Source organism: Microbaculum marinum (genome assembly GCF_037855135.1).
In the GTDB taxonomy this organism is placed as follows: Bacteria; Pseudomonadota; Alphaproteobacteria; order Rhizobiales; family Tepidamorphaceae; genus Microbaculum; species Microbaculum marinum.
The window spans coordinates 92,792-113,626 of sequence record NZ_JAZHOF010000013.1; the positions used below are offsets into that span (position 1 = coordinate 92,792).

21 protein-coding genes are annotated in these 20,835 nt (G+C 66.3%); 3 read left to right on the plus strand and 18 right to left on the minus strand.

Translation table 11 applies throughout. The features are described 5' to 3' along the window. Positions 1-80: 80 nt before the first annotated feature. A complete protein-coding gene (locus V3328_RS24625) occupies positions 81-494 on the plus strand; it encodes a hypothetical protein (protein ID WP_340332386.1) in 414 nt (137 codons plus the stop codon). Between the two features lie 21 nt (positions 495-515). Here V3328_RS24625 and V3328_RS24630 read toward each other — a convergent pair whose 3' ends face one another. The 3 genes from V3328_RS24630 to V3328_RS24640 form a co-directional block, all read right to left on the minus strand. After that, positions 516-938 (minus strand): rhodanese-like domain-containing protein, encoded by a 423-nt coding sequence (locus V3328_RS24630; RefSeq protein WP_340332387.1) that lies wholly within the window; start codon positions 936-938, stop codon positions 516-518. Between the two features lie 128 nt (positions 939-1,066). After that, positions 1,067-1,192 (minus strand): hypothetical protein, encoded by a 126-nt coding sequence (locus tag V3328_RS24635; RefSeq protein ID WP_340332388.1) that lies wholly within the window; start codon positions 1,190-1,192, stop codon positions 1,067-1,069. A gap of 303 nt (positions 1,193-1,495) precedes the next feature. Beyond that, complete coding sequence (locus tag V3328_RS24640) at positions 1,496-2,314, minus strand: YdcF family protein (RefSeq protein ID WP_340332389.1); 819 nt, start codon at positions 2,312-2,314, stop codon at positions 1,496-1,498. A 44-nt stretch (positions 2,315-2,358) separates the two neighbouring features. On the opposite strand from V3328_RS24640, the gene V3328_RS24645 reads away from it, so the two are divergent. Continuing rightward, positions 2,359-3,258 carry a DMT family transporter gene (locus V3328_RS24645; protein ID WP_340332390.1) on the plus strand — a complete coding sequence of 300 codons (900 nt, stop codon included), beginning with the start codon at positions 2,359-2,361 and terminating at the stop codon, positions 3,256-3,258. A gap of 27 nt (positions 3,259-3,285) precedes the next feature. Here the strand turns inward: V3328_RS24645 and V3328_RS24650 are convergent, their stop codons facing one another. The 3 genes from V3328_RS24650 to V3328_RS24660 all read right to left on the minus strand — a co-directional run bounded on the left by V3328_RS24650 (position 3,286) and on the right by V3328_RS24660 (position 6,095). Further along, positions 3,286-3,414 carry a hypothetical protein gene (locus V3328_RS24650; protein WP_340332391.1) on the minus strand — a complete coding sequence of 43 codons (129 nt, stop codon included), beginning with the start codon at positions 3,412-3,414 and terminating at the stop codon, positions 3,286-3,288. A gap of 138 nt (positions 3,415-3,552) precedes the next feature. Then, positions 3,553-5,127, minus strand: a complete 1,575-nt coding sequence (locus V3328_RS24655) for an APC family permease (protein ID WP_340332392.1) — start codon at positions 5,125-5,127, stop codon at positions 3,553-3,555. 146 nt (positions 5,128-5,273) lie between these two features. Continuing rightward, a complete protein-coding gene (locus tag V3328_RS24660; protein WP_340332393.1) occupies positions 5,274-6,095 on the minus strand; it encodes an aldo/keto reductase in 822 nt (273 codons plus the stop codon). Between the two features lie 143 nt (positions 6,096-6,238). Here V3328_RS24660 and V3328_RS24665 point away from each other — a divergent pair, with 143 nt between their 5' ends. Beyond that, positions 6,239-7,615 (plus strand): cation-efflux pump, encoded by a 1,377-nt coding sequence (locus tag V3328_RS24665; RefSeq protein ID WP_340332394.1) that lies wholly within the window; start codon positions 6,239-6,241, stop codon positions 7,613-7,615. A gap of 8 nt (positions 7,616-7,623) precedes the next feature. On the opposite strand, the gene V3328_RS24670 is transcribed toward V3328_RS24665, so the two are convergent. The 12 genes from V3328_RS24670 to mgtE form a co-directional block, all read right to left on the minus strand. Continuing rightward, positions 7,624-8,784 (minus strand): GGDEF domain-containing protein, encoded by a 1,161-nt coding sequence (locus V3328_RS24670; protein WP_340332395.1) that lies wholly within the window; start codon positions 8,782-8,784, stop codon positions 7,624-7,626. Positions 8,785-9,124: 340 nt separating this feature from the next. Then, a complete protein-coding gene (locus tag V3328_RS24675; protein WP_340332396.1) occupies positions 9,125-10,285 on the minus strand; it encodes a GGDEF domain-containing protein in 1,161 nt (386 codons plus the stop codon). A gap of 244 nt (positions 10,286-10,529) precedes the next feature. Further along, a complete protein-coding gene (locus V3328_RS24680) occupies positions 10,530-11,690 on the minus strand; it encodes a GGDEF domain-containing protein (RefSeq protein ID WP_340332397.1) in 1,161 nt (386 codons plus the stop codon). Positions 11,691-11,853: 163 nt separating this feature from the next. Beyond that, positions 11,854-13,026, minus strand: coding sequence for an isovaleryl-CoA dehydrogenase (locus V3328_RS24685; RefSeq protein ID WP_340332398.1), 1,173 nt, complete (start codon positions 13,024-13,026; stop codon positions 11,854-11,856). Positions 13,027-13,132: 106 nt separating this feature from the next. After that, positions 13,133-14,788: an acyl-CoA dehydrogenase family protein gene (locus V3328_RS24690; protein WP_340332399.1), complete on the minus strand. Its 1,656-nt coding sequence runs from the start codon at positions 14,786-14,788 to the stop codon at positions 13,133-13,135. Positions 14,789-14,864: 76 nt separating this feature from the next. Then, on the minus strand, positions 14,865-15,269 hold the full coding sequence (locus V3328_RS24695) for a PaaI family thioesterase (protein ID WP_340332400.1): 405 nt from the start codon (positions 15,267-15,269) through the stop codon (positions 14,865-14,867). A gap of 38 nt (positions 15,270-15,307) precedes the next feature. Further along, positions 15,308-15,697: a MerR family transcriptional regulator gene (locus tag V3328_RS24700; protein ID WP_340332401.1), complete on the minus strand. Its 390-nt coding sequence runs from the start codon at positions 15,695-15,697 to the stop codon at positions 15,308-15,310. A gap of 135 nt (positions 15,698-15,832) precedes the next feature. Then, entirely contained in the window at positions 15,833-16,576 is a 744-nt protein-coding gene (locus tag V3328_RS24705) for a GH25 family lysozyme (protein ID WP_340332402.1), read from the minus strand. Between the two features lie 201 nt (positions 16,577-16,777). Next, positions 16,778-17,221 (minus strand): GNAT family N-acetyltransferase, encoded by a 444-nt coding sequence (locus tag V3328_RS24710; protein ID WP_340332403.1) that lies wholly within the window; start codon positions 17,219-17,221, stop codon positions 16,778-16,780. Continuing rightward, on the minus strand, positions 17,218-18,357 hold the full coding sequence (locus tag V3328_RS24715; RefSeq protein ID WP_340332404.1) for a DegT/DnrJ/EryC1/StrS family aminotransferase: 1,140 nt from the start codon (positions 18,355-18,357) through the stop codon (positions 17,218-17,220). The genes V3328_RS24710 and V3328_RS24715 overlap by 4 nt, the downstream gene beginning before the upstream one ends. Positions 18,358-18,411: 54 nt before the next feature. Continuing rightward, complete coding sequence (locus tag V3328_RS24720; RefSeq protein WP_340332405.1) at positions 18,412-19,410, minus strand: Gfo/Idh/MocA family oxidoreductase; 999 nt, start codon at positions 19,408-19,410, stop codon at positions 18,412-18,414. Positions 19,411-19,422: 12 nt separating this feature from the next. Then, positions 19,423-20,829: a magnesium transporter gene (gene mgtE, locus V3328_RS24725; RefSeq protein ID WP_340332406.1), complete on the minus strand. Its 1,407-nt coding sequence runs from the start codon at positions 20,827-20,829 to the stop codon at positions 19,423-19,425. Positions 20,830-20,835: the final 6 nt, after the last annotated feature.

Here is a 20,835-nt window from a genome sequence, read left to right on the forward strand (position 1 = left end):
TAGGCGAGTCCCGCCATGATTCCGCCGCGAACTGAGCGCGATGCTCCGGCAACAGACCAACTTCCATCAGGAGTGCCGAAGTGATTGCCAATTTCCTCAAGGTGATTGCCCCCGTCGCAGTCGTCGTCCTTGCCGTCTCCGGCCCGGCGATGGCGAAGGACAAGCCGTCCAGGGTGAATGCCGCCGGCGAGACGGTCGCCCAGACCCAGCCCGGTGCGACGACCGGCACCGAGCCGAATGCCGCCCCCGGCGCGACCGGCACCGAGACCCCCGGTGCGACGGACGAGAAGCCGTCGGCGGAGACCGACGACAAGGTCATCGAGATGAACATCCCGCCAACCGGCAAGGAATCCGCCGAAGGCAAGTCCCAGAAGGCCGAGAAGGATCAGAAATCCCCGAAGAATCAGAAGAGCGCCAAGGCCAGGAAGAACGACAACGACAAGAAGGATCCGAAGAAGGACAACAAGAAGGACGGCGAGAAGGACAACGGCTGAGCCGCCGGTCCCTCGTTCACTTCACGTCGTTTTTTCGCCGGGGGCGGCCTCGGGTTTCTCGACCCGGCCGCCCGCCTTTTCCCAGGCGCCGAATCCGCCGTCGATGTGGCAGACTGGCTGGAGCCCCATTCGGCTCGCCGTCTGCGCGGCCAGCGCCGAGCGCCAGCCCCCCGCACAGAAGAAGACGAAACGCTTGTCCTCGGCGAAGATGGGCTTGTGATAGGGGCTTTCGGGGTCGATCCAGAACTCCAGCATGCCGCGCGGGGCATGCACCGCGCCGGGCATCCGGCCGCTTCGCGACAGTTCTCGGATGTCGCGGATGTCGACGAAGACGACGTCGTCCCGGCCGAGCAGGTCTTTTGCCTGTTCGGGCGAGATCGTCTCCACCTCCGCCAGCGCGTCGTCGACCAGCTTGCGGTACCCTGTCGTGATGTTCTGCGGCATGGCGGCCTCCCGTTGCTGGCGAGGCTAGCAAGTCTGCAGAGCCCGACAAATGGAAAATTGGCTGCCCTCAAATGGAAAGCGGCGCCGCCGTTTCCGGCAGCGCCGCTTTCCTAGAAACCCGTTCGAACCTATCGCGCAGCGACGGCGCTCGGTTCAAATCCGCCGAACAGCGCCGTTACGGCCATCACGCCGACCAGGATGGCCAGCGTCCAGACGGTAACACGCAGATAGGACGGACCTACTTCGCGTTCCATTCAAAACCCCATTGGTTAATGCCGGCGTCCAGGGCATCGTAGCCTGAGTCGCCATTTTCGGCAGCCTCGTTACGATTTATTAACACCTGACGCAAGCGGCTTGTTGCAGCGCAATATGGCGGTCCACAGGGTCGTCCACAATAATCGCCCGCATGCTGCCGCCGCATGGCTGAAATCCGTTTGTGACGGGGCCGAAGCGCCCTCTCCAGAGGTCCGCTCCACGATCGGCGCCTCGGGCGACCGGACCCCCGAGCGGCCGACAAAGCGGCGGCGCGCGGTGCGCTGATCTGTACCCAGATCGCTCTAAGGCGCCGGAAACAGGTGTTGCGTCCGCCCGGTCGCCCGGTAGGCGACCAGGCCGATCCACTCGCGCATCCCCGTATCGACCCGCCGAAGCCCTTCGGACACGGCCGAGAACGGACGCCGCAGGTCCGACCAGCCCCGCGTCCGGTAGTCGACCGGATAGGCCTCAACGTCGAAGCCGGCCGCCCGGAAGCATCCGACAGCCCTCGGCATATGGGTTGCCGAGGTCACCAGCAGCCACCGCTCGCCACGGTTCGGATCGACCAGGTCGCGCGTGAACACCGCATTCTGCCAGGTGTTGCGGGACCGGTCCTCGAGGATCACCCGCGCCGGGTCGATGCCGAGCCCGGTGAAGAACGAGCGCGCGATCTCGGCCTCCGTCGCCCCGTCAAACAGGATTCGGCCCGATCCGCCGGTGAACACCAGCTTTGCGTCGGGAAAGCGGCGCGCCAGTTCGGCGAAAGCCGTGAGCCGCTCGCCGGCCTCGTTGGTCGTCACCGTCTCGCGGCCGGCGCTCACCGCGGTGTCGAACGAGCCGCCGAGCACGACAATTCCGTCCGGCGGAGGGCCGCTGCCCTGCTGCCATTGCGGAAACCGCTCTTCGAGCGGCAGCACCAGCAACTGCCCGAACGGCGAGAAGCCGCAGATCAGGAGCCCGGCCAGCGCCAGTCCGAGGAGCGAGCCGCCGAGCCGCCTGTAGCGCCCCAGCAGAAGCAGCGCGCCTGCAACGGCGAGCAGGACGAGCAGGTTGGAGGGCTGCAGAAAGAACCAGGCGATCTTCGACAGATAAAAGAACATGGCCGCCATGCGCTCGGGCATATGGAATCGGTGGACGCTGCCGTCCGTGCGGTTAAGAACACGGAATGATCCGCAAGCCAACCGCCGCCGATTTCGCGCTGATCCTGGTCATGGTGTCGATCTGGTCGTCAGCCTTCGTCGCGATCAAGGTGGCGGTTGTCGAAGTCGGTCCTTTCTGGCTGGTGGTGGCGCGCGTCGGGTTCGGCTTTCTGGCGCTGCTGCCCTGGACCTTGTGGCGCGGCATCGTGCTGCCGGCGAGCCGGCAGGAATGGCTCTACGTGGTGCTCGTGGCCCTGCTCAGCGCGGTGGTGCCGTTTCTGCTGATTTCCTGGGCCCAGCTGACGATCAGCGCCGGGCTGACCGCGCTGCTGATGGGCACCGGCCCGTTCCTCGGCCTGCTTCTCAGCCATGTCACGACCACCGACGACCGGCTCAACGTCCCGAAGCTGGTGGCCGTGCTGCTCGGCTTCACCGGCGTCGCGCTGGTGGTCGGCCCCGAGGCGAGAGCCGGCTTCGAAGGCGGCCTTGCCGCGCCGGCCGCCGTCATCTGCGCCTGCGCCTGCTACGCCGTGGCCGGCACGCTGGTGCGCCGCATCGACTCCGTTCCGCCGACGCGCCTGACCTCCCTCGTCCTGGGCATCGCGTTGGTCGTGCTGGCTCCCGTCGTCGCCTGGCGTCATGCCGAATTGCCCGCCATGCCGGACGGCACCGCGCTGCTGTCGATGGTCTGGCTCGGGGTCGGCCCGACGGGCCTGGCCTACCTGATGCGCTATCATCTGATCCGGGCGATCGGCTACAGCTACGTCGCGCTCGGGCTGAACCTGCTGCCGGCATGCGGCGTCGCCATGGGAGCGCTGCTGCTGGGCGAACCGGTGTCGCTGACCGTGCTGGCGGCCCTGCTGCTGGTGCTGGCGGGTCTTGCCGTTGCCCGGATCGGTGCCGGGCGCGCTGCCGTGGATCTGTGACCGCCGCGCCGCCAGGGCCGGACCTGCCTACAGCGAGCGCATCGCCGGGATCTCGACGGGATCTGCCGCGCTCGTGATCCGGGTTCCCACGCCGATGACCGCGGTCGCCAGCAGGGCGGCGAGCAGGATGGTCAGTATGGCGGCCTTCGGGCGCATGATATCCCCCCTGGATAGCGTTCCGGGACAAGACCTATCGCTGCGTCAATGAACGGAAGCTGAATCGCCCGCCCCGCCGGCCGGGGCGTCTGGAAACGTGCTTAACGCGGGGTTATCCGGGCCGGCGCCGTCCCGGCCTCACGGGCCAGGCATCGAGATCTCGACCAGTTCCCGGGTCCGCGCCGGCTCCAGCGCGTCGACCAGCCCGATGCGGAAGCAGACCAGAGAGAACGCGGCCAGCACCGCCATGTCCCAGCCGAACGGCAGCACCGCGATGCCGCCGCCGAAGGTGCCGAGATACGACACCGCGTTGACGCCGATGATGTAGATGAACAGCCAGCGCGCGCTGGTCAGGTCGACCGGGTCGTCGCCCGGCTCCAGCCGCCGCTTGACGACGTAGATCAGCAGGCCGGCGGCGAGCCCGATGTCGAGCCGCCAGATCGTCCCCCAGCCGCTCCAGTAGATGATCAGGGTGGCGACGATGAAGCCCAGCGGCGCCATGACCGCGGCGGCGGGCAGCCGGATCGGCCGGCGCCGGCGCGGCAGTTGCTTGCGCATGGCAACGACCGCCAGCGGCCCGATGCACAGCGACAGCACGATCGCCGAGGAGTTCAGCGCCACGACCTCCGGCAGCGACAGCGTCAGGAAGCACACGCCCGCGGCAAATCCCAGCACCAGCGCGTTGAACGGCACGTCCTTCGACGACAGCCGCGTGAACAGCGCGGGAAAGAAGCCGTTCTCCGCCAGCGCCATGCCCAGCCGCGCGTTCGAGCCGGTGGCGATCAGGCCGGATCCGAACGGTCCGAGCACCGCCCCGCCGTAGATCAGCGCGATCAGCCAGGAGGCGCCGATCACCACGGCGATGCCGGCGAGCGGCCCGAGGTGATGGGCGAAGTCGGTCTTGTTCCAGCCGTTCGAGACGGCCGAGGCCGGCACGCCGCCGATGAAGGCGACCTGCAGCAGGACATAGAGGCCGAAGCAGGCCACCACGGTCAGCATCAGCGCGGTCGGCACGTTGAAGTGCGGCCGGCTCGCCTCCCCGGCCAGGTCGATGATGTGCCGGAATCCCAGGAACGCGAAGACCACCCCGCCGAGCGACACCGCGCTCAGTATTCCGGCGAGGCCGTAGGGGGCGAAGCCGCCGAAGGCGGTGAAGTTGCCGATGTGGAAGTCCGTCGTCAGGAATGTGGCGATGATGATCAGCGGCAGCAGGATCTTGGCCGTGGTGATGATCGCGTTGGCCTTGTTCAGCCAGGCGACGCCCAGGGCGTTGATCACCACCATCACCGCCAGGATCGCGCAGGCCGCGACGTAGCCGCCGGTGGTCGGCCCGTGCGCCAGGTCGGTCGCGGTCGGGTCGAAGATCCCGGGAAACAGCGGGTGCACGTACTTGATGATGGCGATCGCCTCGATCGGCGGCGCGGTGGCGTAGCCGAGCCAGGCCGACCAGCCGATGATCATGCTGGTCATGCCGCCGTGCGAGTAGCGCGGCAGCCGCGCCATCGCGCCGGCCTCCGGCAGCAGCGCGGTCAGTTCCGCGAACGGCAGCGCCACGATGATGATGGCGACGCCGCCGATGCACCAGGCCAGGATCGCGGCCGGCCCGGCCTGCTGCGCGGCCAGCATCGGGGCGAACAGCCAGCCGGAGCCCAGCACGCCGCCCATGCCGATGAAGGTGAGACCGGTCAGGCCGATCGTCCGCTGCAGGGCCATCCCGTCCCCCTCCCCCTGATCCCCCGGCCGCCGGCCGCCGAATTGTGGAATCGGCGTGTCGCCCCGGCCGCCCATTGTGACGCACCGGCAGCCGCGGCGGAAGTCGCCTTGCCGGCTCTGCGGTCAGGGCGGCGCGATGGTGCGGATCAGTCCCAGTCCGGCGCCCAGGCGACGTTGACCAGCCGGCCGTCGGGACGGGCCAGCCCGGAAATCGCGGCCATATCCTCCTCCGACAGCGCGAAGTCGTCGATGTCGAGGTTCTCGGCGAGCCGTGCCGGCGAACTGGTCCGCGGGATGGCGATCACGTCGGGCTGCTGCACCAGCCACCGCAGCGTCACCTGCGCCGCCGACTTGCCGTGCCGCCCGGCGATCGGATCGATCACCGGATCGCCCACCACCTTGCCGCGCGCGATCGGACAGTAGGCCGTCACCGAGATCCCGTGCCGCGCACAGGCCTCGCGTACCTTGGTCTGGTCGAGATAGGGGTGGTACTCGATCTGGTTGGTGACGATCGGCGCCTCGGAGGCGGCCACCGCCTCGTCGATCTGGGCGACGGTGAAGTTCGAGATGCCGATGTGGCGCGCCAGTCCGGCGGCGCGGACCTCGGCCATCGCGCCCATCGTCTCGGCGATTGGAACCGCGGGATTGGGCCAGTGGATGAGCAGCAGGTCGACATAGCCGGTGCCGAGCGCGGCGACGCTCTCCTCCGCCGCCGCCCGGAACGGTCCGGCCTTGAGGTTGTCGTGCCATATCTTCGTCGTCAGGAAGATGTCCTCCCTGGCGACGCCGGAGGCGCGGATGCCCTCGCCCACCTGGGTCTCGTTGCCGTAGCCCTGCGCGGTGTCGACATGCCGGTAGCCGGCCTTCAGGCCCGCCTCGACGATACGGGCGCACTGGTCGCCGCGCAGCTCCCAGGTTCCCAGGCCGAGCGCCGGTATGCGCGCCCCGTTGCTTTCGACGTTGTGCATGCGTCCCCCCTTGCGGATTGTCGCCCGGCCGGAAACCGCCGGGACTGTCGATGATACCAAACACCGCGGACCGGTCATTGCCAATCCCGTCCCGGGCACTTAATTGACCCACCTTGCCAATTCGCCCCCGGGAACCGGTTCCGATGTCGCAGGAAAAGCGGTCCGTCGCATTGCTGTCGCTGCTGGCCAGCGCCGTGCTGACCGTGGCGAAGTTCGCCGTCGGGCTGATGACCGGCAGCCTCGGCATCCTGTCGGAAGCGATCCACAGCCTGCTCGATTTCGGCGCGACCGCGATCACCTATTTCGCGGTCCGGGTCGGCGACCGGCCGCCCGACCGGACCCATCACTTCGGTCACGGCAAGATCGAGAGCGTCGCGGCGCTGGCCGAGACCGGCCTGCTGTTTGCGACCTGCGCCTGGATCATCTACGAGGCGGTGCGCCGGCTCCTCGTCGCCCAGGTCCACGTCGACGTCACCTGGATCGCGGTGGCGGTCATCGTCGGCTCGATCCTCATCGACTTCAACCGTTCCCGGGCGCTGAAACGGGTCGCGCTGAAGCACGGCAGCGAGGCGCTGGAAGCCGACGCCCTGCACTTCTCCTCGGACATGTACAGTTCCGCCGTCGTCCTCGTCGGTCTCGGCCTGACCTGGCTCGGCTACCCGCAGGCCGATGCGCTGGCGGCGATCGGCGTCGCAGTCTTCGTCTGCCTTGCCGGCTGGCGGCTCGGCCGGCGCACCGTCAACACGCTGATGGACGCCGCCCCCGAAGGCGCCGCCGAGACCATTGCCGAACTGGCCCGCGACACCGACGGCGTCCTCGCGCTGGACCGGCTGCGGGTGCGTCCGGGCGGCGGCACGCTGTTCGTCGACATCGACATCAACGTCGCCCGGACCCTGCCCTTCGACCGTGTCACCCCGATCAAGAACAGGCTGATCGCGCGGATACACGACGCCTACCCCAGGTCGGACGTCAGCGTCACCACACATGCCGTGCCGCTCGACGACGAGACGGTGCACGACAAGGTGATGCTGATTTCCCGGCGGCGCGGCCTGGCGGTCCACCACGTCACGATCCAGCACGTCGGCGAGCGGCTGTCGGTCAGCTTCGACATCGAGGTCGACGGCGCCATGCCGCTCGGCGCGGCCCACGACCTCGCGGATTCGCTGGAGAAGTCCATTGCCGACGAACTCGGCACGGACGTCGAGGTGGAAAGTCACATCGAGCCGCTGCAGATCGAGACGCTGGCGGGACGGGACGTTCCCGAAGACCGCCGCCACGCCTATCACGAGACGCTGTCGGAGCTGGCGGCGCAGGGGATGCTCACCGACGTCCACAACCTGCGCGCCCGCCAGACCGACCAGGGCATCTTCGTGACCTTCCATTGCCGGGTCGATCCGGCCACCCATGTCGAGGACGTGCACGAGGCGGTCGACGTCCTCGAGCACCTGTTCCGCGAAAGGATGCCGGAGGTGCGCCGGGTCATCGCCCACACCGAGCCGCTGGGAGCCGCGCCGGCTTGAACCGGCCGTCAGGCCGCCGCGGAGCGCACCGCGTGAACCTGGTTTCGGCCGGACTCCTTGGCCCGGTAGAGCGCCTTGTCGGCGGTTCCCAGCAGCAGGTCGATGTCCAGGCCGGTTTCGTCGGCCACGGCGATGCCGATACTGACGGTCGCCGGAATCCGCGCGCTGCTGCCCTCGATGCGGATGACCGAGAAGGCCGCGCGGATGCGCTCCGCCGCCGCGATCGCCCCGTCCTGGTCCGCATTCGTCAGCAGGGCCAGGAACTCCTCCCCGCCGATCCGGCCGAAGATGTCTTCCTCCCGCAATTGCCCCGCCGCAACCATCGCGAACGTCCGGAGCACCTCGTCGCCCGCCGGGTGGCCGTACCGGTCGTTGATCTGCTTGAAATGGTCGAGGTCGAACAGCAGCACCGCCGCCGACCTGCATTTGGGTGCGGCGATCGACGCCCGTGCGCGCGTCAGCGTCGCTCCCCGGTTCGGCACCAGTGTCAGCGGATCGATCTCCGCAAGGTAGCGCTGCTCCGCCTCGACGCGTTCCTTTGCGATCGTCACCACGAGGATGGCGATCATCGCCCCCACGATCGTGGGCCCGAGGATCGTCAGTGCGAACCATATGCTGGTGTCGGAATACTGCCGCGGCTCGCCCATCGGCATCAGGTAGGCGAAGACGATCCGGCTGGCGTAGAACGCCGACAGCAGGAGGCAGGCTCCAACCAGCATGTACCTCGATTTCAGGCGGTCGGCCCTGCCGCGCCAGAACTCGATTGCGATCGCCGCGGCGACGGCGCTGTGGATCAGCGAATATCCCGCAACCCGCCAGCTCATCGAGTCATAGAACTCGGGGATCCTGCATGCGAACGCCCAGAGCCCGGGCGGCAGGAATATCAAGAGGATCGGCGTCGTGCGGCCGTTGAACGCCCGTGCGCCGACCAGGCCGAAGGCAGCGCCGAGCAGCACCAGCGCGTTGGCGAAATCGATCGTGATGAGATCGGGTATCAGCCCGCGCAGCCCCAGCAGGCTGAGACCCACGATCGTCACCGCGAACGTGCCGCTCCACCAGGCCAGGGCCGGCTCCGCGCGATTGCCCCGCCACGCCACGAACAGGACGATCGCCAGCGGCACGCAAAAGGTCACCGCCATCACGTAGATCGTAGCGTAGTCGAGCTGCATTCCGGCGATATCTCAATTTCTTCGGAATAGGCGCAATAGGAGAATGCCTTATTGCCTCTTTGCAAGGACTGCCAATGAATTTTCCGGCTGTCGCCCCCATTTACTGGAGGATCGTCTCCGATTACAGCCGCCATCGTGGCCGGCGATACTGCGACGGGCAGTGACGAATCTGTGATTGCGGGAAAGTCGGTCGCTCGCCTCCGGCAGCGCCTCTACGTCAGTCATCCGGGCGGGATCCTGGGTCTTGAGTGCCACCCGGCCCTCGGTATCGACGCTGCACCGCGGCGACTCCAATCGCGAAGGGATGCTTCGCGAGCTGGACGCCGGAGCCGGCGCGCGACTATGCAGCGGCGGATCCTGTCGCATGGACCTGGTCGCGGCCAGCATTCTTGGCCCGGTACAGGGCCCCGTCGGCTGCGACGAGGAGCAGATCGATGTCGGTGACATTCTTGTCGGCCATGGCTATGCCGATGCTCACCGTCGCGGAAATACGCATGCCGTTCTCTGCGGCGCCGACTTCGGCGAAGGCCTTGCGGATCCGCTCCGCTACGCGCATCGCGGCTTGGCGGTCAACGCCCGTGAGGAAGGCGAGGAATTCCTCGCCGCCGATCCGCCCGAACACGTCGCCGTCGCGCAGGTGGGTCACCGCGATCCGCGCGAACCGCCGCAGCATGTGATCGCCGGCAGGATGGCCGTACCGGTCGTTGATCTGCTTGAAGTGATCGAGGTCGAACAGGAGCACTGCCGCGCCTCTCTCCTCGCATTTTTCCATCTCTTCGGCGATCCGCCGGAGGGTTGCGCCGCGGTTGGGGACCTTTGTCAGCGGATCGATCTCGGCCAGATACCGCAGCGCGACTTCAACGCGTTCCTTGGCGATCGCCAGGACGAGGATGGCGTTGGAAATGCCGATCACGATCGGACCCAGCATCGAAATGCTGGCCAGGATGTGCGAGTCCAGGTAGTCGCGCGGGTCCGGCAACGGCATAACGGCGACCAGGACAATCCGGCTCAGATACACTGCAGCGAGCAGCGCAAAGGTCGCCGAAAGCATGTATCGGGCCGTCAATCCGTCTGTCCGGCCGCGCCAGTACTCGAAGGCGATCGCCGCCGCGACCGCCGCGTTGACCGTCGAGAACGCGGCAATTCGCGCGGGGCCCATCTGTTGCAGTTCGGGAATGTAGCTGGCGACGGCCCAGGCTCCAGGTGCCAGGAAAAGCATCCAGACCGGCGTCCGGCGCCCGTTGAACGACCGCGCCCCCGCCAGGCCCAGGGACAGGCCGAACAGCACCATCGCGTTTGCGAGATCGACCGACACCACATCGTGCATCCGGTCGCGCTGGCCATACAGGCCGAGGCCGACAAGGCTCGCGAGGAAGCTGGCGCTCCACCATAGCAGCGAGCGCTCGGACCGGTTCTGCAGCCACGCCAGAAACAGCAGGAAGGCGATCGGCACACAGATCGCGACCGCCATTACGATGATCGTTATCAGATCGAGGCGCATGGGTGTCCGGAAGTTCGCTGGCGAGCTTCGTCGCCTTAATGACCTGCATATTGACGTTACGCCAACTCCACAATGTTTTTTTGGCCTCCGGGTCGCCCCGCGGTGCGGTGCCGCCGCACCGCACTGCATCTGTATTGCGCCCTGCCGGTTGGGACTCGCCACCGTTCACAGGGCGCCGGGGGTCCCTCGGCGCGCACCCGTGGCTGCCGTACATGCGGAGCGGCATCTGAGGCCGTGGCGCCGGTCAGGTTCCGGCCAGAACTTCCACGCAGACCTGGTCCCGGCCGGCGTCTTTTGCCCGGTAAAGGGCCTTGTCGGCTGCGTGAATCAGTTCGTCCAGGTCGGCGGCCTTCGTGTCGGCAAATGCCACGCCGATGCTGACGGTCGCGGGAACCTGCGCCTCGCCGTCGGCGACGCCGATCGCGGCAAACGCCTGGCGGATGCGCTCCGCCACGCTCAGCGCGGCGTCCTGGTCGACATCTGCAAGGAATCCCAGGAATTCCTCCCCGCCGATCCGGCCGAAGGCATCGCCATCGCGCATGTTCGACGCCGCGACCTCGGAGAATCGGCGCAGCATTTCATCCCCGGTGGCATGGCCGTAGTGGTCGTTGATTCGCTTGAAGTGATCGAGGTCGAACATCAGGACGGCTGCGCCACCGGCCCCTTCCTTCGCAAGTCCGGCCTTGATCTGCCGGAGTGCGCCGCCGCGGTTCGATACGCCGGTCAACGGGTCGATTTCGGCGAGGCGCCGCTGCGTCGCCTCGGATCGCTCGTTGACGATCGCAATGGCCAGGATGGCGATCGCCATGGTGACCACCACGGACGCCAGCATCAGCAGCATTGTCCACAGGTTCGCATGGAAATACTCGCGCGGGTCGGCCAGCGGCATGACCGCGACCATGACGAGCCGGCACACGTAGACGCCAACCAGCAGCAGGAACGTCGCTACCATCATGTAGCGGGTCGCCAGCCGCTCCGCCCTGCCCCGCCAGTACTCCACGGCGACGGCGAGCCCGATGGTTCCATTGAAAACGGAGAAAACGGCCATCCGGTAGGCGCCGTAGTCGCGGAATTCGGGAATGCGGCACAGCGCGATCCACAGCGCCGGGGCCGCCAGGAAGACCCAGAGCGGTGTGCCCCGGCCGTTGAAGGATCGTGCCGCGACCAGCGCCAGCCCGATGCTCAGCAGGACCATCGCGTTGGCGAGGTCGATGGTCACGAAGTCGGAGATGTAGCCGCGCGGCCCGTAGAAGCCCAAAGCAAACAGCAGCGCGACGAAACTGGCGCACCACCACAGTTGCGCCGGCTCCTCCCGGTGCGACAGCCAGGACATGTACAGCAGGACGATGACCGGCACACAGAGCGTCACCGACATCGCGGCGATCGTGATCGTATCGAGGCTCATGGCGACGGCAAGTCCCCCCGGGCAGGCGTCGTGTAAGGCGTCCCGTCAATAGTGACGTCGGGGAATGACCTCAATTGTTTTCTTGAAGCGGTTCAGCAATTGCCGCCTGTGCGGGCCGGCCACCGGTCGGCCCGATGAGGAAGGCCGACGGCCCGGTCGCGGGTCAGCTCGTCTCCTGAAACAGCTCACGGCCGATCAGCCAGCGGCGGATCTCGCTGGTGCCGGCGCCGATCTCGTAGAGCTTGGCGTCGCGCAGCAGCCTGCCCGTCGAATACTCGTTGATGTAGCCGTTGCCGCCGAGGCACTGGATCGCCTCCAGCGCCATCCACGTCGCGGTCTCCGCCGCATAGAGGATCGCACCGGCGGCGTCCTTGCGGGTGGTCTCGCCGCGGTCGCAGGCCTTCGCCACCATGTACACGTAGGCCCTCGAGGCGTTCATCCGCGTGTACATGTCGGCGAGCTTGCCCTGCATGAGCTGGAATTCGCCGATCGGCTGGCCGAACTGCTTGCGCTCGTGCATGTAGGGCAGCACCACATCCATGCAGGACTGCATGATGCCGATCGGTCCCGCCGCCAGCACGATGCGCTCGTAGTCGAGGCCCGACATCAGGATGTTGACGCCGCGGCCGACCTCGCCCAGCACGTTCTCCTCCGGCACCTCGCAATTGTCGAACACCAGTTCGCCGGTGTCCGACCCGCGCATACCCAGCTTGTCGAGCTTCTGCGCGGTGGAGAATCCCTTGAAGCCCTTTTCCACCAGGAACGCCGTGATGCCCCGCGGTCCGGCGTCGGGGTCGGTGCGGGCATAGATCACCAGCGTGTCTGCCGCCGGCCCGTTGGTGATCCACATCTTCGAGCCGTTGAGGATCCAGCGGTCGCCCTTCTTCTCGGCGCGGGTGCGCATGGAGACCACGTCGGATCCGGCTCCCGGCTCCGACATCGCCAGCGCGCCGAGATGCTCGCCGGAAATCAGCTTCGGCAGGTAGCGCCGCTTCTGCTCGTCCGATCCGTTGCGCCGGATCTGGTTCACGCACAGGTTGGAGTGCGCGCCGTAGCTCAGTCCGACCGACGCCGAGCCGCGGCTGATCTCCTCCATGGCGATGCAGTGCTCGAGATATCCCATGCCCGAGCCGCCGTACTCCTCCTCCACCGTCACCCCGAGCAGACCGAGGCTGCCGAGCTTCGGCCAGAGACCGCGCGGGAACTCGTTGGTCCGGTCGATCTCGGCGGCGATCGGCGCGATCTCGTCGTCGGAGAACGAGCGCACCATGTCGCGCAGGATGTCGGCATGCTCGCCGAGGTCGAAATTCAGCGTCGGGTAGTCGTTCGGGCGCATCTCATTGCCTCTCGTCTGGTCGTAACGGCCGTGGCACACCGGCGGCACTCTCCCGGCACTCTCCTGGCACTCTCCTGGCAGGGTCTTGGCACAGTCCTGACACACCCTAGTCGGGCATCGGGCGGGCCCGCTCGACGATCGCCGCTTCGTCGAGGCCGTCCGGCAGCAGACCGAACGCCAAACCGATTCCGTCTTCCAGACGCGTCGCGCAGAACCCGTCCGCCACGTAGCCGGGCGCGAACCGCACTAACAGCGACGCCTGCAGGCCAAGCGCCAATTCCATCGCGATCTGCCGCGCATGCGATTCGGAAAACCGTTTGTCCACAATCCGTTGCTTGAGTTTCTCAAGGTGTCGATCGAAGCGCCGGTCGGCCCCGGCGGCGAGTTCCATCTCGTCCATCACCGCTGTCAGCGCAGTCGGATCCCTGGCGATGGCGCGCAGCACGTCGAGGGCCATGACGTTGCCCGATCCCTCCCAGATCCCGTTGAGCGGCGCCTCGCGGTAGAGCCGGGCCATTTCGCCCGTCTCCACGTAGCCGTTGCCCCCGTGCAGTTCCAGCGCCTCGGCGACCAGCGCGGGGCAGCGCTTGCAGTGCCAGAACTTAGCGACGGCTACGGAAATGCGCGCAAATGCCTGTTCCGCCTCGTTTTTTCCGCCTTGGTCGAAGGCGCGCGCAACCCGCATCGCCAGCGCCGTGGAGGCTTCGCTCTCCAGCGCGACGTCGGCCAGCACCCGCCGCATCGCCGGCTGGTCGACCAGTTTCTTCTGGAAGGCGCTGCGATGGCTTGCATGATGAATGGCCCGCGCCACCGCGTTGCGCATGATCCCGGCCGCCGAGATGCCCGTGTCCAGGCGGGTGTGGTGGACCATCTCGATGATGGTGCGCACGCCGCGCCCCTCCTCGCCGACCATCCGGGCCCAGGTATCCCGGTACTCGATTTCGGAGGACGCGTTGGATTTGTTACCCAATTTGTCCTTCAGCCGCTGGATCAGGAAGACGTTGCGCTCGCCGTCCGGCGTCCATCGCGGCACGAAGAAGCAGGTCAGGCCCGCATCGGTGTTGGCAAGTGTCAGGAAGCCGTCGCACATCGGCGCCGAGCAGAACCACTTGTGCCCCGTCAGCAGGTATTCCCCGCCCGGTCCCCCACCGTTCAGCGGCACCGCACGCGTGGTGTTCGCCCGCACGTCCGAACCGCCCTGCTTCTCGGTCATCGCCATGCCGATCTGCGCGCCGGTCTTCCCCGGTGCCGGCATGAACCGGGGATCGTAGTGATCCGAAACGATCCGCGGCTCCCACTCGGCGGCGATCTCCGGCTGCTGTCGCAACGTCGGAACGGCCGCGAAAGTCATCGTCACCGGGCACAGCACGCCGATTTCGGCGAAGTTGTAGAGGAAATGCAGACCGGCGCGCACGACATAGACGCCCGACCGCGGGTCGGCAAAGGGCAGCGCGTGGATCTCCTCCGCGATCGCCTTGCCCAGGAGTTCGTGATAAGCGGGATGGAACTCGACCTCGTCGATGCGGTTGCCGTACCGGTCGAAGGTCTTCAGGACGGGCAGCCAGGTGTTTGCCAGCCGCGCCAGCTCCTGGGTGCGGCTGCTGGCGACCCACTCGCCGAGAGCGGAAAGCCGCTCGCGGCCCCAGCCGCCGCCTTCGCGATCCACCGCCTCTTTCAGCGCCGGATCACCAAGGAACGCATTGAATCCTTCGAGCGGCGGAACCTGGTTGAAGACCTCGTGGGTCGCGCCCGGATCCTGCATGACGTCCTCCCGAAGCTGTCGCCGCCCTTGCCGGCGTTCGCCGCATCCTAACGCAACCGCCCCTGCCGGTCGCTCGTCAATCCTCGAGACCTTCCAGGCAGATCATCGACAACAGGGCCGTGGCGACATGGGTCCGGCAATCGCCCTCGATTCCAAATACATCCGACCTGCAGACCGTGAGGGTGCGCCCCGGCTTCACGACACGGCCCTCCGCCACCAGTCTCTGCCCGCGCGCCGGATTGAGCAGGTTGACCTTGAACTCGGTGGTCAGGACGCCGGTCCCCCTTGGAAAGAGCGACAGCGCGGCGTATCCCGACGCGGAGTCGGCGATCGTCGTAGTCGCTCCGGCGTGGAAGAAGCCGTGCTGTTGTGTTAGATCAGGCCGGTAAGGCAGCACCAGATCGACTTCCCCGGGTGCCAGATGCGCGATCTCGGCTCCAAGCCCCGCCATGAAGGCCTGACGGCTAAAGCTGGCGCGCACGCGCCCCTCCCACTCCGGGTCCCGCGGCTCGAAGCTCGTCACTGCCGCCCCTTCGGGATCTTCGCGAGACGATCGCGACAGCCTGCCTCGACTGCGTCCAGTTCGGCGAGCGTTTGGTCGATGTCGTGCCGCCGGGCCTGGAGTTCGGTCCGCTTCCGGGCGATCTTGTCCACCAGCAGCGTAAGTTGTCCGTGCTCGCCGGGAGGTGCATCGTACATGTCGACGATTTCCCGAATCTCCGCCAACGAGAACCCCAGCCGCTTGCCGCGCAGGATCAGATTCAACCGGGTTCTGTCGGCCGGCCGGTAGAGACGCGTTCGTCCGCGGCGGAGCGGATCGATCAGACCCTGCTGCTCGTAGAAGCGCAGAGTCCGCGTTGTAACCTCGAATTCGCGGGTCAGGTCGGTAATCGTGTACAGCGCGCGCATTGCCAGATCCTGTGCGCCGACACGATCTTTGACTTTGACGTAAAAGTCAATATTCTGGAAAAATCAATTATTTCCTGATAGTTACAGTATCTACGGCAGAGGGCTATTCAGCCTGCAGGGAGCTCCGGGACGCGGTCAGTAGCGTCCCTTCAGGAATTGCCGCCAGTCGGTTTCCGTCCCCACGAAGGCATTGCGGTCGACGTTGCCGTCGATGCCCGGCACCGAGCCTTCGGCAGTGTATTGCCAGAACGTCCAGCGGCGATTGCCGTATCTGAGGCTGGGATGTCCGGCGACGCTGCGGACCCACATGTGGTGGCCGTTGAACGCCCCCACGAGGACGTCCTCGTGAAAGTCGACCGAGGTATAGATGACCGGCCGCTTGCCATAATACTCTTCAAGCCCATCCGCGAAGTATTTGATATCTCTCAGAAGTTCCGAGGCAGGCGGGCGGCGGCGACAGGTCTTGGACTCGTTGTTCCATTCCATGTCGATCACCGGCGGCAGTGCGTCGGGATCGTTCGGGACGTTGGCGATGAACCAGGCGAGCTGCTCTTCCACCGGTCGGCAGAAATACCAGAAGTGGTAGGCACCGCGCGGGACGCCGGCAACCTTTGCGGCGTACCAGTTGGTGTAGAACATCGGGTCCAGGTAATCGCCGCCTTCGGTCGCCTTGATCCAGGCGAACTGGACTCCACCGCGAGAGGCCTTCTCCCAGTCGACCTCGCCCTGATAGCGCGAGATATCGATGCCGTGGACCCGGAAATCCGTCGGCTTGGGAAGCGGCGGCTCAAATCCGGCGCAGGCGCTCACCAGAGAAACGAGCGCTACCGCCGCCAGGCGCGCGATTGCGCGGACGCCGCCGCGCGGCGCTTTATGCACTGTACTGCTTGGGAAAATCATTGCCTGTCCGACTGTGTCGCCGTTGTCGCCAATCCCTTGGCGGCCGCCCCAAGCCGCACACCATAACCAGCCCCATTCTGGTTAAGCCAAGGTAACGCGAAACGGTAAATTTTCAGACAAGGCGCCGGCGATCGCGGCGGGAAGATGCGCCGGACAGGCTTCCGCGCCCTCTCAGCAGTGTCAGCGGGCGTACTGGACGAAGGGTGTCAGCGTGGCAATCCGGTCGTACAGCCGGCGGGCGGTTTCGTTGGATTCCTGCGTGGCCCAGTAGACGCGGCCAGCGCCACGCGCCTCGGCAGCCTCATAGACGGCTTCGATCAGTTTCCTGCCGAAGCCGGAGCCGCGGACATTCGGATCGACGAACAAGTCCTCAAGATAGCAATAGGGGCCCTCCGACCAGGTGGAGGGATGGAAAAGGTAGTGGCAGATTCCGACGATCCGGGTGCCGTCGCTGACGCAGATCCCGTTCATGTCGAACTGCGGGTCCATGAGGCGCGCCCAGGTTCGCTCGGAGATCTCGTTTGGCAGAGGCTCGTCGTAGAATGTCAGGTAACCCTGCCAAAGTTCGTCCCAGTCGGTGCGATCCTGCGGCGCCAGCGGTCGAACGACGGCCTCGGCGATCACCCCGCGGCCTCGCGAAGCTGCTCGGCGACGAAGGCGATCTCGCGATCCTCGATGTCACCGTGGATCGGAAGGCTCAACACCTCCTGAACCAGGCGTTCGGTCACGGGAAGCTCGAGCCCTTCCGGCGCCCATTGCGCAAACGCGGGATGGCGATGAAGGGCGACACGATAGAACAGCCCGGTACCGACGCCGGCCCTGGCCAGCTTCTCGCGCACCCTGTCGCGGTCCGCCACCCGGATCGTATACAGGGCCCAGGCACTTTCGAAGAGATCCGGTATCCTGGGCGTCGCAAAGCTGCCGGACAACTGCTCGGTATAGGCGGCCGCCACCTGACGACGCCGCACCAGTTCCTCGCCGAACGCTTCCAGCTTCACCAGAAGGACCGCTGCCTGGATCGTGTCGAGGCGACCGGTCATGCCGATCCGCAGCGCTTCGTCGCCATCGCCCTGCCGGCCATGGGTGCGGATCATCTTCACCGCTTCGGCCAGTTCGTCGTCCTCGGTGAAGATCGCCCCGCCGTCGCCGTAGGCGCCGAGCGGCTTTGTCGGATAGAAGCTCGTCGCGGTGATCGGTGCGAGCGTGCCGACATGCTTGTTGCCGACCTGGCCGCCAAAGCTCTGTGCGGCGTCCGCCAGCACTCGCATGCCGTGGCGCGCCGCGATCCCCGAGATCGTCGCGTAGTCGGCAGGCAAGCCGTAGAGGTCGACAGGCATGACGACCTTCGGATTGAGCCGGCCCTCGGCCTCGACCGCCGCAATCGCTGTCTCCAGGGAAGACGGATCCATGTTGAACGTGTTCGCGTCGACGTCGACGAACACCGGTTCCGCGCCGAGCGGGGCGATCGAGGCCGCGCTGGCGGAAAACGTGAAGCCGGGCACGAAGACCGCGTCGCCGGGACCGACGCCGAGCGCCATCATGGCCATGGTGAGGGCGTCGCGGCCGCTCGAGACACCGATCGCGTGCCTGGCGCCGGCGAACTGGGCGAGATTGCGTTCCAGTTCCTCGACTTCGGGTCCCAGGATGAACTGGCCGTGCTTGAGGACGTCGTCGATCCGCGCCTCGATGCGCACACCCAGGCGGTCGCGTTGGCGCGTGAGATCGAACAGTCCTACCGAGGTGACGGGCTGTTCCGACACGACCGTTGCCAAAGACCCTGCTGTCGCCACTGCTGAATTCTCCTTGTCGGACCGCTAACCCGCCAGGCTCGCTTCGATTCGCGCGCGGTGGCTTCGGATACTGTCGGTGATCAACATCGCGACATGTAGGGCATCGCGCCCTACCCGGCCATCGACCGTCGGCCGGCGCTTGGTCACGATGCAGTCCAGGAACTCGGCGATCTCGTTTCCCAGACTGTCTTCGCGGGCGATATCCCACGATTCCATCGAGATCGCATTGGGGCCATGCGTCGCAGCCTCTCCGGGCTCGATACCGGGATCGCGGGTGAATCGCGTTACCCGATGGTCGACGAAATCGCACACCAGATAGCTGTCGCGCTGAAACAGCCGGAGCTGCCGTTCGGTCTTGCTGGCGATCCGGCTCGCCGTGATGTCGGCCACCGCACCGTTGGCAAAGGTGAGCCTGGCGTTGGCGATGTCCTCACTAGCATTCAGAACCGGCGCACCGACTGCCTGGACCGTTTCGACCGGAGCGGCGACGAGGCCGAGCACGATGTCGATGTCGTGGATCATCAGGTCGAGCACCACGTCGACATCGGTGGCCCGCTGCTTCCATGGCGAGATTCGCCGGCTTTCGATGAACAGCGGCCGCTCGACCTTCTCCTCCAGCGCCCTGAAGGCGGCGGAGAACCGTTCGATGTGGCCGACCTGGAGGACGACGCCCCGATTCTCCGCCAGGGCCACGAGCCGGTCGGCCGCGCCGACATCGTCGGTGATCGGCTTCTCGACCAGGACATGGACGCCCGCCTCGATGAACTCGCGCGCGACGTCGAAATGCATCGAAGTCGGCACTGCGACCGACACGGCATCGACCTTGCCCAGCAGTTCACGATGATCGGACACGGGTGCACCGCCGAACTCGCCGGCGACCTCCGCGGCGCGGCGCGGATCGACGTCACAGACCGCGACGAGCTGCACTCCCGGGTTCGCAGCATGATGCTTTGCGTGGAACCGGCCGAAATATCCCAAGCCGACCACGGCTGTGCGAACGGGCGAGTGCATAACGGTCGTCATTGCACTTCCGTTTCACATAAGCAAGATCGTGGCGAGGCCCAGAAAAGCAAAGAATCCAACAACATCTGTAACAGTCGTGAGGAACACCGTGGAGGCGATCGCCGGGTCGACGCCGATCTTGTCGAGGCCGACCGGAATCGCGATGCCGAAGAGGCCCGCACAAAACATGTTGACGATCATCGCCGTGGCGATGACTGCGCCGAGCTGGATGTTCGTGAACCAGACGGATGCCACGAACCCGATGATGATCGCAAAGAGGAAGCCGTTGACGATCCCGACAAGCATTTCGCGTGTCACGAAGCGCCGGATGTTGTAGCCGCCCAGTTCCCGGCTCGCCAGCGCGCGCACGGCGACCGTCATCGTCTGGGTGCCGGCATTGCCCCCCATCGAGGCGACGATGGGCATCAGGATGGCCAGCGCCACCATCTGCTGCAGGGTCGCGTCGAACATGCCGATGACCAGGGACGCCAGCACGGCGGTGACAAGGTTGAGAAGCAGCCAGGTGAAGCGGCTGCGGGCGGTATAGAGGAACGTATCGGAGATTTCTTCGTCGCCGACGCCGGCAAGGCCGCGGATGTCCTCTTCCGCCTCCTCCTGGATGACGTCGACGATGTCGTCGAACATCAATACCCCGACCAGGCGTTCGTGATCGTCGACGACGGCCGCCGAGACCAGGTTGTAGCGCTCGAACAGGTGGGCCGCCTCCTCCTGGTCGAGATCAGCGCGCACGGTATGGACCGGCGCATCCATGATTGTCTCGATCAGGACGGGCCGCTTGGTCCTGAGGAGGGTATTGAGCGCGACCTTGCCGATCGGCTTGAACGACGGGTCGACGACGATAATCTCATAGAATTCGTCGGGGAGATCGTCGGAATCACGCATGTAGTCGATCGTTCGTCCGACGTTCCAGAACGGCGGGACGGCGATCAGGTCCGTCTGCATCCGACGGCCGGCGCTGTCTTCCGGATAGTCGAGACTGCGCTTCAGCAGCGCCCGCTCGAAGTCCGGGATCTGCGCCAGGATTTCCTGCTGCTCGTCCTCCTCGAGGTCTTCGAGGATGTAGACGGCATCGTCGGATTCCAGGTCGCGCACACCCTCGGCGACGGCGGCGGACGGCAGCGCCTCGAGGATCTGCTCGCGGATAGTGTCCTCGACTTCCGTGAGGACGGCGTAGTCGAAGTCTTCGCCGAGCAGCTGGATGAACTTCGGCCGCTCGTCGGGCTCCAACTGCTCCACGAGGTCGGCGATATCCGCCTCGTGCCGCTCCAGGCACAGCGCGCGCAGTTCGCCGGCATCATCGCGGGCGACCGCACCGCTGACGGCGGCAAGGAACGGTGCCGCGATGGCACCATTCTCGTCGCGCACGGCGATCGCGCCAGCGGATTCGGACGGCGCTGCCTGTTCCACGTGCTCCTGCACGCCGCA